This is a genomic window from Streptomyces sp. NPDC111520, assembly GCF_055635295.1.
In genome coordinates this window covers 164,745-182,679 of sequence record NZ_JBVKBW010000010.1, presented here as the reverse complement: position 1 = coordinate 182,679, position 17,935 = coordinate 164,745, and the positions used below count along the sequence as shown (strand labels likewise).

The window sequence follows — 17,935 nt, the reverse complement described above, 5'->3', positions numbered from 1 at the left end:
ACCCAGGGGAACGACGGTGCCGCCCGGGCACGACGAACACGAAGAAGGGGTGCCCCCGTGTCTTGGGGCACCCCTTCTGTCCAGCGCCTTCGCCGGCCATTGCGGAGAGTGTGGGATTTGAACCCACGGTGACATCGCTGCCACGACGGTTTTCAAGACCGTTCCCTTAGGCCGCTCGGGCAACTCTCCCCGCGCCGCGGGGTCCGGCGGGTGGGCCGGGCGGCGCGGGGGACAGCCTAACGGGTCGGCTCAGCTGGTGCTGTCGCCCTTGCGTTCGCCGAGGGTGACGGTGGCGGTGCGGGTCTGGCCGCCGCGGGTGTAGGTGAGGTCCACCTTCTCGCCGGGCTGGTGCTGCCAGATCTCGCCGATGAGGGTGGGGCTGGAGTCGACCACGGTGTCGTCGAACTTGGTGATGACGTCGCCGGAGCGCAGGCCCGCCTGGTCGGCGGGGCCCCCCGCGGTGACCGCGTCGGCGCCCGTGGCGATCTTCGCGCCCTCGCCGCTGTAGCTGGAGTCGACGTGGACGCCGATGACGGCGTACACGGGCTCGCCGGTCTTGATCAACGTCTCGGCGACGCGGCGGGCCTGGTCGATGGGGATGGCGAAGCCCAGGCCCACGCTGCCGGACTGGGCGGCCCCGTCGTTGCCGCCGGTGGACTGGATGGCGGAGTTGATGCCGATGACCGCGCCCTCGGAGTTGAGGAGGGGACCGCCGGAGTTGCCGGGGTTGATCGAGGCGTCGGTCTGTATGGCGCTCATGTAGGAGGCGTTGGAACCCTCGCCGTCGCTGGAGGCGATGGGACGGTGCAGGGCGCTGACGATGCCGGTGGTGACGGTGCCGGAGAGCCCGAAGGGGGCGCCGATGGCGATGGTGGAGTCGCCGACGGCCACCTTGTCGGAGTCGCCGAGGGCGAGCGGGCTGAGCTTGTCGGGGGTGACCCCCTTGAGCTTGATGACGGCGACGTCATAGCCCTGGGCGCGGCCGATGACCTCGGCCTCGTACTTCTTGCCGTCGGAGAACGTGGCGGTGAGCTTGCCGCCGTCGGCGGCGGGGGCGACGACGTGGTTGTTGGTGAGGATGTGGCCTTCCTTGTCGTACACGAAGCCGGTGCCGGTGCCGCTCTCCTGGCGGCCGCTGGCCTCGATCGTGACGACGCTGGGGAGGGCCTGCTTGGCGATGCCCGCGACCGAGTCGGTGGCGCGGCTGAGGTCCTTGGGGTTGCCGACCGAGGAGACGGTGGTCGAGGAGGAGTTGTCGTTGCGGTCCGCGGCCCAGAAGCCGACCCCGCCGCCGATGCCGCCCGCGACGAGCGCGGCGACGAGGACGGCCGCCACCAGGCCGCCGTTGCCGCGCTTCTTGGGCGCGGGGGCGGCCGGCACCGGCGTCCCCCAGACCGGGCCCACGGGACCGGACGGGCCCATCGGGCCGCCGGGCCCGGCGGGACCGCCGTACGGCTGGGTGGGCGGCGGCGCGAACGGCGGCAGGGGCGTGGTGTGCACCTCGGCGGGCGGTGCCACGGGGGCGGCCGGGGGAGCGGCCTGCGGCGCGGCGGACGGCCCGGCGGGGGGACCGGCCGGAGGACCGGCCGGAGGACCGGCCGGAGGCGTGGCGGCGGCGGGCGCCGCCGGGGCCGGGGACTCCGCCGCGACGGGCGCCGCGGGAGCCTCCGCGGCCGCGGGGGCGGCCGGACCCGGTGACGGCACCTGCGCCTCGGCCGGGGGAGCGGAGGACGCGGCGGCGGGCGCGGGAGGCGCAGCGGGAGCGGCGGACCCAGCGTCAGCGGGCGGCTGCGTCGGCAGCGCCGCCGGGACCGGACCGGCCTCGTTCTCGGTGCTCACGGCTGTTCTCCTCGGATATGCGTTGTATGCCGTGCGTACGGTTACGGCTACGGTACGTACGACGACCGTCTTGATGGACACAGCTTTTCCCACCGGGTGTCAGACCACCGTAAGCAGCGGCCGTTCCCGGCCCGGCGGATGGCACGATAGCCCGGTGACCGATCTCCGCGCGATCCAGGTCGTGGCTCACCGGGGAGCGTCCGAGGACGCCCCGGAGCACACGCTCGCCGCCTACAAGAAGGCCATCGAGGACGGCGCGGACGCCCTGGAGTGCGACGTGCGCCTCACCGCGGACGGCACGCTGGTCTGCGTGCACGACCGCCGGGTGAACCGCACCTCCAACGGACGGGGCGCGGTCTCCGCCCTGGAGCTGGCCGACCTCAGGACGCTGGACTTCGGCAGCTGGAAGGCGGAGGCCGGCAACGGACGGGCCGGCGGGACGCGGCGGCACCCCTCCGCGGAGCTGCGCTCCCTGCTCGACGCGGACGCCGAGGCCCCCGACCGCTTCGACGGCGACCCGGACGAGCTCAGCCGGGTGCTGACCCTGGAACGGCTGCTGGAACTGGTCGCGGACACCGGGCGCCGGGTGGAGCTGGCGATCGAGACCAAGCACCCCACGCGCTGGGCGGGCCAGGTCGAGGAGCGGCTGGTGGAGCTGCTGGACCGGTTCGGGATGCTGTGGCCCGAGCCCGGCGAGCCGTCCCGGGTCCGCGTCATGAGCTTCTCCTCGCGTTCCCTGCGCCGGATCCGGATGGCCTCGCGCCACCTGCCGACGGTCTTCCTGATGCAGTACGTACTGCCCCGGCACCGCGACGGCCGGTTGCCGGCCGGGGTGGGGATCGCCGGTCCCGGCATCCGCATCCTGCGCGCCAACCCGGGTTACGTGGAGCGGCTGCACGAGGCGGGGCACCGGGTCCACGTGTGGACGGTGAACGAACCCGAGGACGTCGAACTCTGCGTGCGGCTGGGCGTCGACGCGGTCATCACCAACCGTCCGCGGCAGGTGCTGGCCCAACTCGGGCGCTCCTGAAGGGAATACGGACGATCGTCCTCCACGGGCGGTGTGCACCGGCGCGTTCGGAACCTGTTCGATCGTTGTGTGTGCCCCAAGAGATCGCAGTTGGCCGGTTTCCGGCCCAGAACGAGAGGGCATCCATCCCGTGGCGTGGGGTGAAGGAGGTCTCGGGGGTGGCGTTGGTGGTGGCCCAGGAGGTGCCGACGTCCTCGACCATGGCCCTGCCTCATGGTCCGGCGGGCGTGGCCGAGGCGCGGCGCAGGCTGCGCAAGGAACTGTACGCGTACGGGGTCGCCGAGCCGGTCGTCGACGACGCGGTGCTCATCCTGTCGGAACTGCTCAGCAACTCCTGCCGGCACGCCCGGCCGCTGGGCGAGGCCGCGCCGTGCTCGGGCGGCAGCGGCATCAGGGCCGCCTGGCGGATCGACGAGGACGGGCTGCTGACGGTGGAGGTCACCGACGGCGGCGGGCCCACCCGGCCGCTCCCGGCCAGTCCCTCCCTCACCGCCCGCGGCGGCCGCGGGCTGGGCATCGTACGGAACCTGTCGCTGCGCTGGGGCGTGCGCGACGCCCCGGGCGAGGTCACGGTGTGGGCCGTGCTCGCGGTGCGCAGCCGGCACGCACGGCGCGACGACCTCGTGCCCGGGCTCGACGTCCCGATCGACTTCGCGGACCCCTTCGACGAGCTCGCGTAGGCCCCGCGGGGCGGTTGCCCGGCCTCGACGGGCGCGACCTCCGATGGGGGCGGACGGCGTGGCGCTAGGCTCACGGCCGGAACACCGCCGTTACCGGGAGAGATCGAGCCATGGCGAAGAAGCGCCCGACGAAGACGAAGGCCCCCGCCCGCCCGCAGATCACCGACGGGGAGATCCCCGCCGTCGGCGCCCGGGAACCCTGCCCGTGCGGCTCTGGACGGCGTTACAAGGCGTGCCACGGCCGTGAGGCGGCGCACGCGGTGACGGAGCTGGTGCGGCGGCCGTTCGAGGGCCTGCCGGGCGAGTGCGACTGGGTGGCGCTGCGCGAGCTGGTGCCCGCCGCCACCGCCGGGTTGACGCTCAAGGACCCGCTGCCGGAGGGCGTGCCGTCCGTCACGCTGGCGACGGTGCTGCCGATGGCGTGGCCGGGGCTGCGCCGGGACACCGGCGCGGTGCTGCTGGGCCTGCAGAACGACACCGCGTCCGGGGACATCAGCCGGGACCTGGCCGACACCCTGCTGCGCGCGCTGCGGGCGGAGCCCGGGAACCCGGTGGCCGGGGAGCGCCCGGCGCCCGACGGCCCCCGGCTGCAGGACCTGCTGGACCTGGGCGCCGCGTTCGAGCCCGTGGTCCACACCGGCTTCGAGTTCTGGCTGGAGGACGCGGAGTCCGCCACCGGCGAGGTCGCCGCCTCCCTGGAGCGGGCGAACGCGGCCGTGATCCCGACCGTGCGGCTGACCGGTGTCGACGCGGCGTACTGGTGCGAGACGCCGGAGAAGAACCACCTGCGCTGGGTCATGCCGCACCCCGAGGAGCAGTTGCTGGACGCGCTGGCCCGGCTGCACGCCGCGGGCGCCTCGTCGCTGGGCGACGACACCCGGCTGGTGGGCTCCTTCCGGGCGCACGGGCTGGTCGTCCCGGTGTGGGACCTGCCGAGCGGCGTCACCGCGGACGAGGTGGAGAAGCCGGCGGCGGCCTTCGGCGAGCGGCTGGCCGAGGCGCTGGAGCGCACGTCCCCGCTGACCGCGGAGGAGCGGCGGGCGCGCAGCGGCTTCACCAACCGGCAGATCACCCTGAGCTGACCGGTGTCCCGCGCCGGCGGCCGCAGTTCGGGCCATGATCGCCTCCGGGTGATCCTGGTCACAGCCGCTGCCGGCCGGGCCCGGAACCCGGGCCTGAACCCGTACCCCGGATTTGCGTACGGGCGAAGTCTTGTTACCGTTTAAACAGTCCGGTCGCTGGTGCATCCCCCGTCGCCAGCGACCGGACGTTTCCATGTCCGGGTCAGAGCGCGGATCCGCTGCGCAGCAACGGGCGTTCCCCGCCCCGCTCGGCGATCTCCGCCACCGCCATGTACGGTTCCGCCGCCCCCGCCACCGTCGGTTCGCGCGGCGTCTCGCAGCTCCCGCTCCCGCCGTCCGCGGTGATGGCGCACCGCGTCTGCACCGTCCGGCCGTCGGGCCCCATGAGGGTCAGCACGCCGTCCAGCGGCCGGCCCGTGGTGTTGCTGTAGTACGTGCGCGCCCAGGTGTCGCCGTCCTCGCCGATGGTGCAGGTCTGCGCCCGCAGGCCTTCGGGCGAGGTGAGTTGGGGACCGCAGGAGGCGGTCTGGGGCTTGGATCCGGCCAGCTTCGGCAGGCTGTCGAAGACACCGGACCCGCTTGACAGCGGCTTGTCGTCGGTGAGCGCGGTCGTCACGTCCACGGGCACGGCGGGGAGCACGGGCCCGGCGGTGGCACCGGTCAGGGGCAGCATCGCGGCGACCGCCACGACCGTGGCGAGGGCGGCCATCCGCAGGTTCGGCGCACGCATCATGCACAGAACATAGCGGGAGAAACGGACATGGAGCGGGGGCCGTTGCCCGTTCGCCGGGCAACGGCCCCCGCTCCTACCCGAACGAGTGACGGCCGAGGGCGACTGCCGCCCTCACACGCCTCCCACGGGCCCCGCCGGGAAGCCGGCGTCAGTACGAGAGCCGGCTGCCGTCCGGTGCCGTACGCCCGGCCTGCACGAGGGTGTCGACGATCACCCGCACGCTGGGCAGCCACGGCGCCCGGTCGCCCCGGTCCACCACCGGCGGCCTCACCCAGCGCGCCCCCGCGGTGCCGCCGGACCCGACCGGGGAGGGCGGCAGCAGGAGGTAGCCGCCCTGGCCGTGGTACCGCAGCGAGGTCGGCACCCGCTCGTGCCGGACGAGCAACTCGCCCAGTTCCTCGAGGGAGTACGGCTCCACCAGGAGGGCGTAGCGCGTGGGGGTGGCCACGACCGGGCCGGTGCGCACCCCCAGCTTGTCGAAGACGCCCAGCGCCAGCGCCCCCGCGACGGCCGGCAGGCTCACCGCCGAGACCCGGTCGCCGGTGGCGAGCACGAGCGGCTGGTCCGGCCGCCGCGTCCACCACCAGCGGACCATCCGCGGATCGCGGGTCGCCGCGAGGAGGCCCGGGTCGTGCGGATGGGCGCCCGGCACCGGACAGTCGGGCCGCAGACAGGCGCATCCGCCGCGTGCGTCCGTACCGGCTCCGGGTACCACGGGCCAGTGCCACCGCTCGGCGCAGGTGAGCGCCGCACGCAGCAGCCCGGGACTGCTCTTGCGTCGCCTTCCGAGGATCTCGCGCATCTGCGCTCGTTCCTTTCCGTTAGCGCTCAGGGATCTGCCCATGACACAACGTAATCTGGAGCACACCGCTTACGAGTCAGCGCATCACGTCTCGAGCCGAGCGTGGAACATGGCGGGGGGTGGCGCACACTGGCGCTTGTTCGTCCTGCGGAGTGCTGGGAACTGCTGCGTGTGCTTGCGTGTGCTGCTGTGTGCGGTCCCGCCGGCTGTGCAAGAACCCCGCCATGGGGGGAGGGTCGGCCGTCTCGGTCTATGACGCCCCGGCAGGGCGCCGGGTTCCTGAGGCCGCCAACTCCCATCCCGTACGTACCCACTGCGATGGATATGACGCGCTGTCGAACCCCTTCAGTCGACAACTAATTGTGGCACGCGGTGCCCTTTTTCGGCCATAGTCCTGCATCTCCACGGACCCGCCGACACCAGCCCTTCCACCTGGGCAATCCTGGACACACCCACGAGTAGGCGGTAGAAGGGAAACCATTGATAGCGGCGCAGCACGAGCTTGGGGGTTTGCGATGCTATTGACGGAAATGCGCTGCTCTGCGGAGCCGTCGCCGCGGCACGACGAAGATCGTGAAAGCCGGCGGCCATGAGCGCCGCGCGCCTTCCGAAAGTGGCCGGAATCGACCCACCCATTCCGACACCGGCGCACACTGCCTCCCCCGTGGTCGAACAGCAATCCCATCCGGAACCCCATCCCGACGATCCGGACGCACGTCCCGGGACGGCGGATCCGGTCGGCCGGCTCACCACCACCCAGGACAGGCTGGCCTCCTGGGTCTCCGACCTGACCACCCTGCACGAACTCACCGAGCGGCTGGCCGGGACCGCGACCCTGCAGGACGCGCTGCGCGAACTGCTGCGCGCCGGCGGCGCCTTGGTCGGCGCCCGGCGCGGCCTGGCCGCCGTCTCCCCCGCCGACCGGCTGGGTCCGGCCACCGTCGTCGGCCTCGGCCTCGGCCCGGCCGAGCTCGGCGCGCTGGAGACCGTCCCGCTGCCCGCGGCACCGGAGGCGGTGCCCGCGGAGGAGATCCACACCGACCTGTGCCGCGGGCCCGGGATCGACCCGCGCCACCGCGAGGTTGCCCTGCGGCTCGGTTTCGGCGCCAGCTACGCCCTGCGGTTGTCCGCGGAGTCCACCGGCCGGCTGGGCTCCGCCCTGTGGTTCTACGACGAGCCGGCCGAACCCACCGAGCGCCGGCGCCACCTCATCGGCCTGTACTGCCGCCACGCCGCCGAGCACCTGGCCCGGCTGCTGGAACTGGACCGCAGCCGGGCCACCGTCGCCACGCTCCGCCAGGAGCTGCTGCCGACCCGGCTGCCGCGGGTCCCCGGGGTCCGGCTGGCCGTGCGGCACCTCCCGGCCGCCGGCGGCGGGGGCGACTGGTACGACGCCCTCCCGCTGCCCGAGGGGGCGCTGGGGCTGTCGGTCGGCGGGGTGAGCGGCGGCGGCATGAGCGCGGTCGCCGCGATGGGCCGGATGCGGGCCTCGCTGCGGGCGTACGCGGTGATGGAGGGCGAGGACCCGGTCGCCGTCCTGTCCGACCTGGAGCTGCTGCTGCGGCTGACCGAGCCCGCCAGGTCGGCCACGGCCCTGTTCGCGTACGCCGAGCCGGCCTCCCGGAAGGTCGTGGTCGCCGGGGCGGGGCACTGCCCGCCGCTGGTCGTGGGCGGGCACCGGGTCGAGTACGTGGAGACCTCGCTGTCCGCGCCGCTGGGCATGCTCAGCTGCTGGGAGGCGCCCAGCGTCGAGTTCCGGCCGCTGGCCGGGGAGACCGTGCTGCTCTACACCGACGGCCTGCTGCACCGCACCGGCGATCCCGTCGACCGTGCCTCCGCCCGCCTGCACGCGGCCGCGGCGTCCGCCCCGCGGACCGCCCGGGACGACCCGGCGCAGCTGGTGGAGCACGTCCTGCACGCCATGCTCCCCGGCGACCGGGAGGACCCCCACCCGACCGAGGACGTCGTCCTGCTCGCCGCCCGCTTCGACTGAGCCCGGGCGGGGACCGCCGCCGGCCGTCTTCCGCGCCCACTTACGATGGGGTGGTCTACAGCGAGGAGGCACGACGTGGTCGAGGACCGCGCTCCGGAGACCCCGGAAGGCGACGAGCCCATCAAGCAGCGGAAGAACGGCCTGTATCCGGCCGTCTCCGACGAGCTCACCGAGGTGATGAAGTCCGGCTGGGCGGACACCGAACTGCACGACCTGCAGCCGGTCGAGCAGGCACCGTACGCGGCCAAGCGGCGTGCCGCGCTGTCCGCGCGGTTCCCCGGCGAGCGGCTGGTGGTCCCGGCCGGCAACCTGCGCACCCGCGCCAACGACACGGACTACCCGTTCCGTGCCGCCAGCGAGTACGTCCACCTCACGGGCGACCAGACCCAGGACGCCGTCCTGGTCCTGGAGCCCAACGGTGACGGATCTCACGACGCCACCGCCTACCTGCTCCCCCGCTCCTCCCGGGAGAACGGCGAGTTCTGGCTGGACGGCCAGGGCGAGCTGTGGACCGGCCGCCGCCACAGCCTGGCCGAGGCCGAGGTCGTGCTGGGCCTGCCGTGCGCCGACGTCCGCAAGGTCGCCGACGCGCTCCGCGAGGCCACCGGCCCGGTCCGGGTCGTCCGCGGCTACGACGCCGGCGTCGAGGCCGCGCTGACCGACAAGGTCACCGCGGAGCGCGACGCCGAGCTGAAGGAGTTCCTGTCCGAGCTGCGGCTGGTCAAGGACGAGTGGGAGATCGGCGAGCTGCAGAAGGCCTGCGACTCCACCGCCCGGGGCTTCGAGGACGTCGTCCGGGTGCTGGACAAGGCCGAGGCGACCTCCGAGCGCTACATCGAGGGAACGTTCTTCCTGCGCGCCCGCGTCGAGGGCAACGACGTCGGCTACGGCTCCATCTGCGCGGCGGGCCCGCACGCCTGCACCCTGCACTGGGTCCGCAACGACGGCCCGGTCCGCTCCGGCGACCTGCTGCTGCTCGACGCCGGCGTGGAGACGCACACCCTCTACACCGCCGACGTCACGCGCACGCTGCCGGTGAACGGCACGTACAGCGACGTCCAGCGGAAGGTCTACGACGCCGTGTACGAGGCCCAGGAGGCCGGCATCGCCGCCGTCCGCCCCGGCGCGGCCTACCGTGACTTCCACGACGCCGCCCAGCGGGTGCTCACCGAGAAGCTCGTCGAGTGGGGCCTGGTCGAGGGCCCGGTCGAGCGCGTCCTCGAGCTCGGCCTGCAGCGCCGCTGGACCCTCCACGGCACCGGCCACATGCTGGGCCTGGACGTCCACGACTGCGCCGCCGCCCGCACGGAGACCTACGTCGACGGCACGCTGGAGCCGGGCGTGGTCCTCACCGTCGAGCCGGGCCTGTACTTCCAGGCCGACGACCTGACCGTGCCGGAGGAGTACCGGGGCGTCGGCGTCCGCATCGAGGACGACATCCTCGTCACCGAGGACGGCAACCGGAACCTCAGCGGCGGCCTGCCGCGCCGCTCCGACGAGGTCGAGCGCTGGATGGCGGAGCTCAAGGGCTGACCCCCCGCCACCCTGACGGACGGCCGGGGCCGCACGGACCTCCGTGGGGCCCCGGCCTCCGTGCGTCAGGGGACCGCGTGCGTCAGGAGACCTTGAGCAGCGAGTCGTCCCGCCACTTGAGGATCTTGTCGAAACTGACCACCGCCCCGTGCCCGGGACGGTTGTGGAAGTGGACGTGGTCCACGAGCGCCTCGATCAGGAAGAGCCCGCGCCCGTGCTCGGCGTGCTGGTCCTTCTTCGCCAGCGGGCGTACGGAGTGGTGCGTGCGGCGCAGGTCCGGGGCGAAACCCGGGCCGGAGTCCGCCACCTCGATGCGGCAGCGGTCGCCCTCGATGCGGGCCGTGACCCGGTACTCGCCGTGGGCCGCGTGCTCAACGGCGTTGGCACAGGCCTCGGTGAGGGCGACGGACAGGTCGTAGGAGATGTCCGGGTCCACCCCGGCCGTCTCCATCGTCCCCAGCAGGAGCCGGCGGGCGAGCGGAACGCTCGCAGCCTCGCGCCGCAAGTGGAGGGACCACCAGATGCTCATGCTCAGCCTCCTGGCTGCGGCTCGACATACCGATACGTATTGCCCCGAAACACGGTCGGTAAGCGTGGCGTTGACGTGATGCCAGCCATACGGCGGATGCCCTCGGTCCGTAGGCGGGTGTAGGAACGGCACCGGACGCCATAGCACAGACCGGCGTGTTCCGGGCCCCGCCGTTCGCAGGAGGGGCACTCGGTGAGAGGATGACGCCCGTCATGTCTTCCCCCGTGCGCGCCGGCGCCGATCTGCGACTGCTGCGGGCCGCGGTGTTCACCGCGGTCTGCGTCGTGTTGTCCGCGGGCGCGCACATGCTGGCGTCGGGGCACGGGGTGCCCGGCTGGACGCTGGCGGCGGGCTGGCTCGTCGTCTTCGCGTTCGTCGCCCCGCTCGCCGGGCGGGAGCGCTCGATGCCCGCCATCTCGACGGGTCTCGCGGGCGGACAGCTCGTCCTGCACGTGCTGTTCAACGTGGGCGGGATCTGCGGTGGCGGCGGCGTGGCCGCGATCGCCGGGCGGTTGCTCTGCGACGAGCGGGCGGCGGCGCTGCCCGCCCACGCGCACGCCGTCACCGGGACGGGCCACATGGCGGACATGCCCGGGATGACGGGAATGCCCGGGATGCCCCCCGCGGTCACCGAGAGCACGATGCTCTCCTACAGCCTTCCCATGCTGCTCGCGCACGTGGTCGCCGCGGTGACCGCCGGCTGGCTGCTGCGTCGCGGCGAGGCCGCGCTGTGGCGGCTGCTCGCGCTGTCGGCCCGCGGGCTGGCCGAGCTGTCCGGCGCCGCCCTGCGCCACGCGGTCGCGCTGGTGCGCCTGCTGCTGTCCGGGAACCCGGCGGCGCCCTGCGCCGTCCCCGGCGCGGGCCGCGCCGACGGCCCCGACCGCGCACCGCGCACGGTGCTGCTGCGGCACAGCCTGGCCCGGCGGGGGCCGCCGGCGTACGCCCCCGCGGCCTGAACGCGATCCGCTCAACCGACGTATGAGGGCGGAATCGCGCGCGCCGCACGCGTGCCATCCGACACCTTCCCTCCGTCACCGTGGAGTCTCCGCATCATGAACACCGTCATGCGCCGCGCCACCGCCCTCGCCGCCGTCACCGGGGCGGCCGTGCTCGCCACCGCCGTTCCCGCCTTCGCGCACGTGAGCGTCCAGCCCGGCAACGCCGCCAAGGGCGGCTACAGCACGGTCGCGTTCAAGGTCCCCAACGAGGACGACAAGGCTGCGACGATCAAGGTCGAGGTCAACCTGCCGATCGACCACCCCATCGCCTCCGTCTCCACCCAGCCGGTGCCCGGCTGGACGGTGAAGATCACCAAGAGCAAGCTCCCGACCCCGCTGAAGACCGGGCACGGTGACATCACCGAGGCCGTCACGAAGATCACCTGGAGCGGCGGGGAGATCAAGCCCGGCGAGTTCCAGCAGTTCCCGGTCTCCCTGGGGCCGCTGCCCGAGGACACCGACCAGCTGGTCTTCAAGGCCCTCCAGACGTACGACGACAAGCAGGTCGTGCGCTGGATCGAGGAGCAGCAAAAGGGCGAGGAGGAGCCGGAGCACCCCGCTCCCGTGCTGACCCTCGCCGACGCGGCGGACGACGGTCACCACGACGCCTCCACCGCGGACGACAAGAAGGACGACGCCAAGGCCGAGCCCGTCTCGGCGAGCGGCGACGCCGCCACGGAGAAGGCCGCCTCGGCCGACGCCAGCGACACCACCGCACGCGCGCTGGGCATCGTCGGCATCGTCGTGGGCGTGGCCGGTGTCGCCTTCGGTGTGCTGGCCGGCCGTCGCCGCGGCACGGGCACGCCGTCCGCCTGACGCACCATCGCCGGGGCGGCCGCACCGCGCACGCACCGCGGCCGCCCCGGCGCCGCAACGAATTCCTGGGGAACCCCTGATGCGTACCACCCTCAGGGCGGCAGCCTCGGCCGCCGCCGTCGCCGCACTCGCCCTGACCCTCGCCGCCTGCGGCGGCCCGGACGGCGGGGCCGACGCCTCCGGCGCCGAGCCGGCCGTCTCCATCGACGCCACGCCCAAGGCGGCCACCGTCCTCGACACGCCGTTCGAGAAGCCGGACATGATCCTCAAGGACACGCACGGCGCGAGGTACGACTTCGTCGAGCGGACCAAGGGCCGGCCGACCCTGCTCTTCTTCGGCTACACCCACTGCCCGGACGTCTGCCCGACGACGATGAGCGACATCGCCATCGCCAAGTCGAAGCTGCCGAAGGCGGAGCAGGACAAGCTCGTCGTGGTCTTCGTGACGACCGACCCCGAGCGGGACACACCGCAGCGGCTCGGCGAGTGGCTGGGCGCGCAGGACAAGGCGTTCGTCGGCCTCACCGGTGACTTCGCCACCATCCAGGCGGGCGCGCGCACGCTCGGCGTGGACGTGGAGAAGCCGGTGAAGGAGAAGGACGGCAGCATCACCGTGACGCACGGCGCCCAGGTGATCGCGTACTCGCCGAAGGACGACAAGGCACACGCGCTGTACATGTCGGGCACCACGTCCGAGGAGTTCGGCGCCGACCTGCCGAAGATCATCGCTGGACGGACGCCGTGACCCACCGCTCCCTGCTGCGCGTCACGGCGGCGACCGCCCTGGTGCTGCTCGGCGCCACGGCCTGCTCCGGAACACCGGACGGCCCCGAACTGAAGGTGAGCGGCGCCTACATCCCGCAGCCCGCGCTGGCGGACATGGCGGCCGGGTACTTCACCGTCACCAACACCGGGGACCGGGACGCCCGGCTGACCTCCGTCACCAGCGACCTGTCCGGCGACATCACCCTGCACAGCACCGACGACAACCGGATGCGCCGGGTGACCTCCTTCACCGTCCCCGCGGGCGGGCGGCTCACGCTCGCGCTCGGCGGCAACCACCTGATGCTGACGGACCTCGAGCACAAGCCCGTGGCCGGTGAGCGGATAGCGCTGCGGCTGCACTTCGACGACGCCGGAACCATCGACGTACGCGTCCCGGTCGAGCCCGCGGGCTACCGTCCGGGGGACTGAGGAGAGCGCCATGAGGGTGATGACGAAGTCCGTGCTGCGCCTGCTGGCCCTGCCGCTCGCGGTGCTGGGCCTGCTGCTCGGCACCGCCGTGCCGGCGTCCGCGCACGCCGCGCTGATCGGCTCCGACCCGGCCCAGGGGTCGGTGGTGAAGACCGCCCCGGCGCAGGTGCGGCTGACCTTCTCCGAGGGCGTGCTGCTGTCCAGGGACGCCATCCGTGTCCTCGGCCCGGACGGCAGACGCGCCGAGACCGGTGACGCGAACGACGGCGGCCGTGGGAACACCACCGCGGCCGTCGCCCTGCGCCCGGGACTCGGCGACGGTACGTACACCGTCGCCTGGAAGGCCGTCTCGGCCGACAGCCACCCGGTGGCGGGCGCCTTCACCTTCTCCATCGGCGCGCCCTCGAAGACCTCGGTCGCGCTGCCCACCGAGGAGGTGGGCGGCGGTGTCGTCGGCACCCTGTACGACATCGCCCGCTACGCCGCCTACCTCGGCTTCGCGCTGCTGGTCGGCGCCGCCTTCTTCATCGGCGTGTGCTGGCCGGAGGGCGCCCGCACCCGCTCGATGCGGCGGCTGGTGGCCACCGGCTGGGCGGCGATGGTCGCCGCGACGATACTGCTGCTGATGCTGCGCGCCCCCTACGCGAACGGCGGCGGCCTCGGCGACGCCTTCGACCTCGGCGGCGTACGCGACGTCCTGGACACCCGGCCCGGCGCGGCACTGCTGTCCCGGCTGCTGCTGCTCGCCGCGGGCGCGGTGTTCATCGCCGTCCTCTTCGGCAGCTGGGCCAAACGCAGGGACCCGGTCGAACGCCAGGACCTGGCCTGGGGGCTGGCTATCGGCGGCACGGTCGTGTCGGTCGGTCTCGCCGCGACGTGGGCCATGGCCGAGCACGCCTCGGTCGGCATCCAGGCGTCGGTGGCGATGCCCGTCGACATCGTGCACCTGCTGGCCATGGCCGTCTGGCTCGGCGGTCTCACCGCGCTGCTGGTCGCCCTGTGGAGCGGGCAGCGCGTGGAGCGGGCCACGGTGCAGCGCTTCTCGAAGATCGCCTTCGGGGCCGTGGTGACCCTGGTCGTCACCGGCGTCTACCAGTCCTGGCGTCAGCTCGGCTCCTGGGACGCGCTGGTGTCCACCGGCTACGGGCAGCTGCTGCTGGTCAAGGTCGGCCTGGTCATCGTGCTGGTGGAGCTGGCCTGGCTGTCCCGCCGCTGGACGAGGCGGCTCGGCGAGGCGGCCGCCGTACGCGGCAGGACCGCCGTCGCCCAGCCGGTCGCGGTGGGACGCAAGGGCGCGGGCGGCCACGGTGACGCCTCCGAGCGCGCCGGGCAGCTGGCCCGGCAGGAGGCGGCGCTCGCCAAGGAGCGCGCCCGCAAGGAGCGCGACGCCGACGCCGAGCGCACGGGCCTGCGCAAGTCGGTGCTGGCGGAGGTGGCCGTCGCGATCGTGGTGCTGGCCGTCACGACGCTGCTGACCGGCACCCAGCCGGGCAGGGCCGCCGAGGAGGGCGCCGCCCAGCAGGCGACGGCGCCGGTCTCCGAGGTGCCCGAGCCGCTGGACGTGAGGATCCCCTTCGACACCGGCGGCCCCGACGGCAAGGGCGAGGCGGAGGTGACCCTGGACCCGGGCGGCATCGCCGAGAACGAGCTCCACCTGCTGGTCACCGCCCCCGACGGCCGCGCCTTCGACGTCCCCGAGGTGCAGGTCTCCTTCACGCTGAAGGCCAAGAAGATCGGGCCCATCCCGGTGACGCTCGGGAAGATCGACACCGGTCACTGGAGCGCCGAGAACGTCCAGATCCCCGTCCCCGGGGAGTGGACGGTCTCCGTCACCGTCCGGACCTCGGACATCGACCAGGTCACCCGCACCAAGGTAGTGAAGATCGGCTCATGAACGACCGTCCCCAGGACCTCTCGCGGCGCCGTCTGCTCGGCGCCGCGGGCGCGACGGGCGCCGCCGGACTGCTCGTGGGCGGCGCCTCGGGCGCCGTCACCGCGCACGCGACGCGCGACGAGGCCACCGCGCTGACCTCGGTCGGCGCGACGGCCGTCCCCTTCCACGGCACCCACCAGGCAGGCATCACCACCCCGCTGCAGGCCCGCGGCCACCTGGTCGCCTTCGACCTGGCCGCGGGGGCCGGCCGCAAGGGCGCCGCGGCCCTGCTGCGCCGCTGGTCGGCGGCGGCCGAGGCGATGACGGAGGGCCGGGCGCCCGCGGGCGACAACCAGGTCGCCCTGGACGCCGGGCCGTCCTCGCTCACCGTCACCTTCGGCTTCGGCCGCGGCTTCTTCGCCAGGACGGGGTTGGGCGGACGGATGCCGCAGGCCCTCGCCCCGCTGCCGGACTTCGCCTCCGACGCGCTCGACCGGGGGCGCAGCGAGGGCGACCTGTGGATCCAGATCGGCGCGGACGACGCCCTGGTCGCCTTCCACGCGCTGCGCGTGCTGCAGAAGGAGGCCGCGGGCACGGCCTCCCTGCGCTGGCAGATGAACGGCTTCAACCGCACCCCGGGCACGACGGCCGAGCCGCGTACCGCCCGCAACCTGATGGGCCAGGTCGACGGCTCCAACAACCCCCGGCCCACCGACCCCGACTTCGACGCACGCGTCTTCGTCCCCGCCGGCGGCTCGCCGCAGTGGATGGCGAACGGCTCCTACGCGGTCGTCCGGCGCATCCGCATGCTGCTGGACACCTGGGACAACCTCCCCCTGGAGCGTCAGGAGAAGGTGATCGGGCGCCGCAAGTCCGACGGCGCCCCGCTGTCAGGCGGCGCCGAGTCGAGCAAGCCCGACCTCGACAGGATCGGCCCGGACGGCCGTGCGTTCGCGATCGCCGCCGACGCGCACGTCCGCGTCGCCGCCCCGGCCTCCAACGGCGGCGCGGCGATGCTGCGGCGCGGCTACTCGTACCACGACGGCTACCGCGAGGACGGCGCGCCGGACGCCGGGCTGCTCTTCGTGGCCTGGCAGGCCGACCCGCTCAAGGGGTTCGTGCCGGTGCAGCGCAAGCTCGACCGGGGCGACGGCCTGTCGCGCTTCCTGCGCCACGAGGCGAGCGGGCTCTTCGCGGTCCCGGGCGGGGCGGCACCGGGTGAGTACGTCGGCCAGCGGCTGCTGGAGTCCTGAGGGCGCCGCGTCAGGGCCTGGGCCGTGTCGTCACAGTAGCTCCGGCCGCCCGGAGGGCGGGCCCCGCGTCGTCTGGCGCGGTGCATCGCAAGGCGGAGGATCGTCCTCGTAGTGGGCTACTCGGACGGTTCGACAACGCAGTGTGGGGGCACCTCCCAGCGGAGCTGGGGGACGTGCCAGGCGGCGCGGGGCAGGAGGGACTGTGACGACAGGGCCTAGGCTGCTGGCATGTCGCCGGCGAGCCGTTACACCTATCTCGGCCCTGAGGGCACGTTCACCGAGGCCGCGCTCCGGACGCTGCCGGAGGCCGCCACCCGGGAGCTGGTGCCGATGGTCTCGGTGCAGGCCGCGCTCGACGCGGTGCGCTGCGGGGAGGCGGCGGCCGCCCTGGTCCCCATCGAGAACTCGATGGAGGGCGGCATCACCGCGACCCTGGACGAACTGGCGGCGGGCTCCCCGCTGATGATCTACCGCGAGGTGCTGCTCCCCATCGCGTTCGCGCTGCTGGTGCGCCCGGGTACGGGGCTCGGCGACGTCAAGACCGTGACCGGTCACCCGGCGGCCCAGGTGCAGGTCCGCAACTGGCTGTCGGCGCACCTGCCCGACGCCGCATGGGAGTCGGCCGCGTCGAACGCCGACGGCGCCCGGCTGGTGGCGGAGGGCCGCCACGACGCGGCGTTCGCGGGCGAGTTCGCGGCGCCGACGTACGGGCTGGAGCCGCTGGCCACCGAGATCCACGACGCGGCGAACGCCGAGACGCGCTTCGTCCTGGTCGGCCGTCCGGCCCGGCCGGTCGCGCCGACCGGCGCCGACAAGACCTCCGCGGTGTTCTGGCTGGGCGACGACCACCCCGGTGCGCTGCTGGAGCTGCTGCAGGAGTACGCGGTGCGCGGGGTGAACCTGATCCGCATCGAGTCGCGGCCGACGGGTGAGGGGATCGGCCGGTACTGCTTCTCGGTGGACTGCGAGGGGCACATCACCGAGCGCCGGGTCGGCGAGGCACTGATGGGCCTGAAGCGGATCTGCCCGCAGGTGCGTTTCCTGGGCTCCTACCCGCGCGCGGACGAGGTGCCGCCGCAGCAGCGCAAGGGGACGACCGACGAGGAGTTCACGGCCGCGGCGGACTGGCTGGGCCGCGCCCTGGACGGGCGGGTCTGAGCGCTTCGCGCACCGCTTCACGGGGCCTCCGGTGAACAACCGGTGGCCCCTTCGGTTGTCCACCGCGTTATCCACAGGCCCTTGCCGAAGGCTGGGGATAAGTCGACAGAACAAGTCGCCCAAGGAACCGCCAGATCGACAAATCGGCACACTCGCACCAAGTGGGCCCGCAGGCCCACAGGTCATCATTCGTCATCCCAATACCTTCGAACAACTCGATAGAGGGAAGAGTTCTCACTCGAAAGGGAGTGTTGGGAGGGTTTGGAGCGGGAATCCATGCCCCGGCACCCACCCCACGGAATGATCAAGTCCATCTTCCACAGCCCATCCACACGGGCTGTGGACAAGTGAGGGGGAAACCCCTCCCCCTGTGGATAACTCTCCGCTCCGGACCTGCCCCAACTGCCGTTGTCCACAGGGCA

General features: G+C 73.4%; 16 protein-coding genes and 1 tRNA gene. 12 read left to right on the top strand and 5 right to left on the bottom strand.

Annotated elements, in window-relative coordinates:
- Positions 1 to 102: 102 nt before the first annotated feature.
- Both ACZ7MY_RS24565 and ACZ7MY_RS24560 read right to left on the bottom strand, forming a co-directional pair.
- A tRNA-Ser gene (locus tag ACZ7MY_RS24565) sits at positions 103 to 189 on the bottom strand.
- 60 nt (positions 190 to 249) lie between these two features.
- Entirely contained in the window at positions 250 to 1,839 is a 1,590-nt protein-coding gene (locus tag ACZ7MY_RS24560) for a S1C family serine protease (protein ID WP_499604758.1), read from the bottom strand.
- A 154-nt stretch (positions 1,840 to 1,993) separates the two neighbouring features.
- Between ACZ7MY_RS24560 and ACZ7MY_RS24555 the strand changes: the two genes are divergently transcribed.
- The 3 genes from ACZ7MY_RS24555 to ACZ7MY_RS24545 all read left to right on the top strand — a co-directional run bounded on the left by ACZ7MY_RS24555 (position 1,994) and on the right by ACZ7MY_RS24545 (position 4,631).
- Entirely contained in the window at positions 1,994 to 2,869 is an 876-nt protein-coding gene (locus ACZ7MY_RS24555; protein ID WP_499604756.1) for a glycerophosphodiester phosphodiesterase, read from the top strand.
- A 71-nt stretch (positions 2,870 to 2,940) separates the two neighbouring features.
- The gene (locus ACZ7MY_RS24550; protein WP_499604754.1) at positions 2,941 to 3,549 is read left to right on the top strand and encodes an ATP-binding protein; all 609 of its coding nucleotides are present in this window, start codon (positions 2,941 to 2,943) and stop codon (positions 3,547 to 3,549) included.
- 110 nt (positions 3,550 to 3,659) lie between these two features.
- Complete coding sequence (locus tag ACZ7MY_RS24545) at positions 3,660 to 4,631, top strand: DUF5926 family protein (RefSeq protein ID WP_499604752.1); 972 nt, start codon at positions 3,660 to 3,662, stop codon at positions 4,629 to 4,631.
- Between the two features lie 202 nt (positions 4,632 to 4,833).
- On the opposite strand, the gene ACZ7MY_RS24540 is transcribed toward ACZ7MY_RS24545, so the two are convergent.
- Together ACZ7MY_RS24540 and ACZ7MY_RS24535 are read right to left on the bottom strand one after the other, a co-directional pair.
- Positions 4,834 to 5,364 (bottom strand): hypothetical protein, encoded by a 531-nt coding sequence (locus ACZ7MY_RS24540; protein ID WP_499604750.1) that lies wholly within the window; start codon positions 5,362 to 5,364, stop codon positions 4,834 to 4,836.
- Positions 5,365 to 5,512: 148 nt separating this feature from the next.
- Positions 5,513 to 6,166, bottom strand: a complete 654-nt coding sequence (locus tag ACZ7MY_RS24535; RefSeq protein WP_499604748.1) for a bifunctional DNA primase/polymerase — start codon at positions 6,164 to 6,166, stop codon at positions 5,513 to 5,515.
- Positions 6,167 to 6,755: 589 nt separating this feature from the next.
- Between ACZ7MY_RS24535 and ACZ7MY_RS24530 the strand changes: the two genes are divergently transcribed.
- Together ACZ7MY_RS24530 and ACZ7MY_RS24525 are read left to right on the top strand one after the other, a co-directional pair.
- Entirely contained in the window at positions 6,756 to 8,159 is a 1,404-nt protein-coding gene (locus ACZ7MY_RS24530) for a PP2C family protein-serine/threonine phosphatase (RefSeq protein ID WP_499604747.1), read from the top strand.
- 75 nt (positions 8,160 to 8,234) lie between these two features.
- Positions 8,235 to 9,692: an aminopeptidase P family protein gene (locus tag ACZ7MY_RS24525; RefSeq protein WP_499604745.1), complete on the top strand. Its 1,458-nt coding sequence runs from the start codon at positions 8,235 to 8,237 to the stop codon at positions 9,690 to 9,692.
- A gap of 82 nt (positions 9,693 to 9,774) precedes the next feature.
- Here ACZ7MY_RS24525 and ACZ7MY_RS24520 read toward each other — a convergent pair whose 3' ends face one another.
- Complete coding sequence (locus tag ACZ7MY_RS24520; protein ID WP_018558220.1) at positions 9,775 to 10,221, bottom strand: ATP-binding protein; 447 nt, start codon at positions 10,219 to 10,221, stop codon at positions 9,775 to 9,777.
- Between the two features lie 212 nt (positions 10,222 to 10,433).
- Here ACZ7MY_RS24520 and ACZ7MY_RS24515 point away from each other — a divergent pair, with 212 nt between their 5' ends.
- The 7 genes from ACZ7MY_RS24515 to pheA all read left to right on the top strand — a co-directional run bounded on the left by ACZ7MY_RS24515 (position 10,434) and on the right by pheA (position 17,513).
- Positions 10,434 to 11,177 carry a hypothetical protein gene (locus ACZ7MY_RS24515; protein WP_499604743.1) on the top strand — a complete coding sequence of 248 codons (744 nt, stop codon included), beginning with the start codon at positions 10,434 to 10,436 and terminating at the stop codon, positions 11,175 to 11,177.
- Between the two features lie 96 nt (positions 11,178 to 11,273).
- Positions 11,274 to 12,035, top strand: a complete 762-nt coding sequence (locus ACZ7MY_RS24510) for a YcnI family copper-binding membrane protein (RefSeq protein WP_499604742.1) — start codon at positions 11,274 to 11,276, stop codon at positions 12,033 to 12,035.
- Between the two features lie 79 nt (positions 12,036 to 12,114).
- Positions 12,115 to 12,780: an SCO family protein gene (locus tag ACZ7MY_RS24505; RefSeq protein ID WP_499604740.1), complete on the top strand. Its 666-nt coding sequence runs from the start codon at positions 12,115 to 12,117 to the stop codon at positions 12,778 to 12,780.
- Entirely contained in the window at positions 12,777 to 13,229 is a 453-nt protein-coding gene (locus ACZ7MY_RS24500) for a copper chaperone PCu(A)C (RefSeq protein WP_499604738.1), read from the top strand. Before ACZ7MY_RS24505 ends, ACZ7MY_RS24500 begins: the two co-directional genes overlap by 4 nt.
- Positions 13,230 to 13,239: 10 nt before the next feature.
- A complete protein-coding gene (locus tag ACZ7MY_RS24495; RefSeq protein WP_499604736.1) occupies positions 13,240 to 15,123 on the top strand; it encodes a copper resistance CopC/CopD family protein in 1,884 nt (627 codons plus the stop codon).
- A complete protein-coding gene (gene efeB / locus ACZ7MY_RS24490) occupies positions 15,120 to 16,355 on the top strand; it encodes an iron uptake transporter deferrochelatase/peroxidase subunit (protein WP_499604734.1) in 1,236 nt (411 codons plus the stop codon). Before ACZ7MY_RS24495 ends, efeB begins: the two co-directional genes overlap by 4 nt.
- Positions 16,356 to 16,583: 228 nt before the next feature.
- On the top strand, positions 16,584 to 17,513 hold the full coding sequence (gene pheA, locus ACZ7MY_RS24485) for a prephenate dehydratase (RefSeq protein ID WP_499604732.1): 930 nt from the start codon (positions 16,584 to 16,586) through the stop codon (positions 17,511 to 17,513).
- Positions 17,514 to 17,935: the final 422 nt, after the last annotated feature.